Annotated in this window: 2 protein-coding genes; one reads left to right on the plus strand and one right to left on the minus strand. The window is 50.0% G+C overall.

The genetic code is table 11. From position 1 onward, the window contains the following. Positions 1-382: 382 nt before the first annotated feature. Complete coding sequence (locus LKK83_RS19130) at positions 383-838, plus strand: Fur family transcriptional regulator (RefSeq protein ID WP_324632880.1); 456 nt, start codon at positions 383-385, stop codon at positions 836-838. A gap of 30 nt (positions 839-868) precedes the next feature. On the opposite strand, the gene LKK83_RS19135 is transcribed toward LKK83_RS19130, so the two are convergent. Continuing rightward, on the minus strand, positions 869-1828 hold the full coding sequence (locus LKK83_RS19135; RefSeq protein ID WP_324632881.1) for a peptidoglycan-binding domain-containing protein: 960 nt from the start codon (positions 1826-1828) through the stop codon (positions 869-871). Positions 1829-2451: the final 623 nt, after the last annotated feature.

The raw sequence follows: 2451 nt of genomic DNA on the forward strand, positions 1-2451 counted from the left end.
TTAGGCTGGTCAGGTGGTTAGAAGTACAAGCCCCTGGCTTTAGACATGGGGTTGGTTTCTACGGAGTCCCTGACAGACTCTGACTTATCGCATTTTCATCTGTCTGTGACCACCCAGATTCCGGAGTAACGCTGGCTTCTAAGGCTTCTACGGCAAATCGGTGGATTTAAAATTTCCCCTCTAACCGCCCAGGGGTAAAGTACGGGAGGCGAGAGTACCACAGGGTCTCGAACCCTTTACCTGAAACGGATTGAATCCGGGGTCTTCCCCCTGCTGGAGGGGGCGATAATTATTCGCAATAAGCAGCCGTTCTTGCAACTTAGCAATTTATTGTGTATCCTTCTCAATAAGAAAGGTTTCTTGAGAAGTAAAGCAGGTATTTATGTCTTTTTATACGGCGGCTTCCCTAAAGGCGGAACTCAACGAACGGGGGTGGCGCTTGACGCCCCAGCGAGAAACGATATTGCAGGTTTTTCAAAATTTACCGAAAGGCGAGCATCTGAGTGCAGAGGATCTTTACGAACTCTTGCAGGAGCGAAAAGAACGGATTAGCTTGTCCACCATTTATCGTACTGTGAAGTTAATGGCGCGGATGGGCATTTTACGAGAATTGGAGCTGGCAGAAGGACACAAGCATTACGAAATCAATCAACCGTACCCTCACCATCATCACCACTTGATCTGCGTGCGCTGTAACAAAACCATTGAATTCAAAAGCGACTCGATTTTAAAAATCGGCAACAAGACGGCGAAAAAAGAGGGATACCACCTTTTGGACTGTCAGCTAACGATTCATGCTATTTGTCCGAGCTGCCAGCGATCGCTCCTGCCAATTTAACCGAATTTCCTCATCAAAGGAAACTCCGCCTTAAAAATAAACCACCCGTGCATCCACCAAACCGCGATCTCGCAAGATTTGAATGCGAGTTTTTGCGACTTCGCGACGCAGAGAGGATCCGGCATGAATGTAAGTCCCCAAGCGATGTTCGGCTTCAAATGCATCGGGAAACACTTCGCGCACGGCGTCGAGAGTGGCGAAACTGCGTTTTGGAATCACCACTACGTAAAGCTTGCGCTCTAATGCCTCCTGAGTGGCTTTCGTTGCAATGCCAGTATTTTGCAAACCATAAGCAGATTGGAATAGCTGGAGTGCGGCTTCAGTGCGCGGGCCAAAAATGCCATCAGGCGACCCTATCGGGTAGCCGGCGACCACTAAACGTTCCTGGAGCTTTTTCACCTCTAAACCGCGATCGCCAAGTTTAAACACACCATTTACCGCAGTGGTTGAACTGAAGGTTTGCATGGGTTGAGTGGAAATGCGCGCGCTATTTTGCAACACTTGCTCTTCCAAGAGGGTGCGGGTTGTCGGACCGACGATGCCACTTTCTTGAAGTCTGTAGTCGCGCTGAAAGCGAATGACCGCACTGCGCGTTGGCACATCATATTCCCCCGTGGGCGCAGAAGTCAAGTAGCCTAACGCTTGCAATTGCTGCTGGAGGATTTTCACCTCTAAACCGCGATCGCCTAAACTGAGAAATCCCTCATCGGATCCCACTTGAGTTATCGGGCCGAAGTTTTGCGGTGGGGCTAACAGACGCCCCATTGTGGAGAGGGTGTCTGCATCCACTCGTCCAGTGATGGGAAGATTGTTATCTTCCTGAAAGCGCCGGACGGCGGATTCGGTTACCGAACCGTAAAATCCAGTAATATTCCCTTGAAAGTAGCCGAATTGTTGCAACCGTTGTTGGATAGAGCGCACTGAGTCTCCCTGCTGACCCGGCTCAAATGCCAGGGCGTGGGTAGCCACGTTTAATAGGGCTAGGGTCATGGCCACTGAAAGCCAATGAATCAAACTCGAGCTAGAAAACTTGTTCCAGTGCCAACGGGGGAAAAAGTTTGCGCGGTTAGGGAGAACGAAATCGCATCCAGTTGCCTGATACGCGAGAACCGATTCAATAAAGGCAAGGGTTTCCATGATGATGTTACCGAATCACTGATGGGAGCATCGAGGTGGGGTTTGACGGTGGAAGCAGCGCCCGCGCGCGAGCGCGATGGCCATCCTAGCAGATTGAATTATGGGCGAACAAACTGTTCCAAGCGCCATCCAAAAAGATGGACGAAGTAGGCGATCGCGATCGAACCCCGCCAAAATTAGGATAGCGAAAGATTTTGCTTACCCCCGCCAGAGTGAAAATTTCTTGCATGCCAACGCAGGTTGATGCCAACCATTGGCATCAACCTGGGCGAGGAGTATTTTCCTATTTTATGGAGTGATGGTTTGACTACTGCGCGCTCTAAAGAGACGGGGATTCCCCGGAGGGATTTTAGAACTTCCGAAAAACGGACTCTGAGGCGAAGTCAAGTACGCCTCTACAGGTTGCCCGAAGGCTTCCCTTTACTTATTTTCGTTCAATCACCTTTTATCTCTCGCCAATGAAACGCCTTTGCTAC

The organism is Phormidium sp. CCY1219 (assembly GCF_035615515.1).
In the GTDB taxonomy this organism is placed as follows: Bacteria; Cyanobacteriota; Cyanobacteriia; order Cyanobacteriales; family Laspinemataceae; genus CCY1219.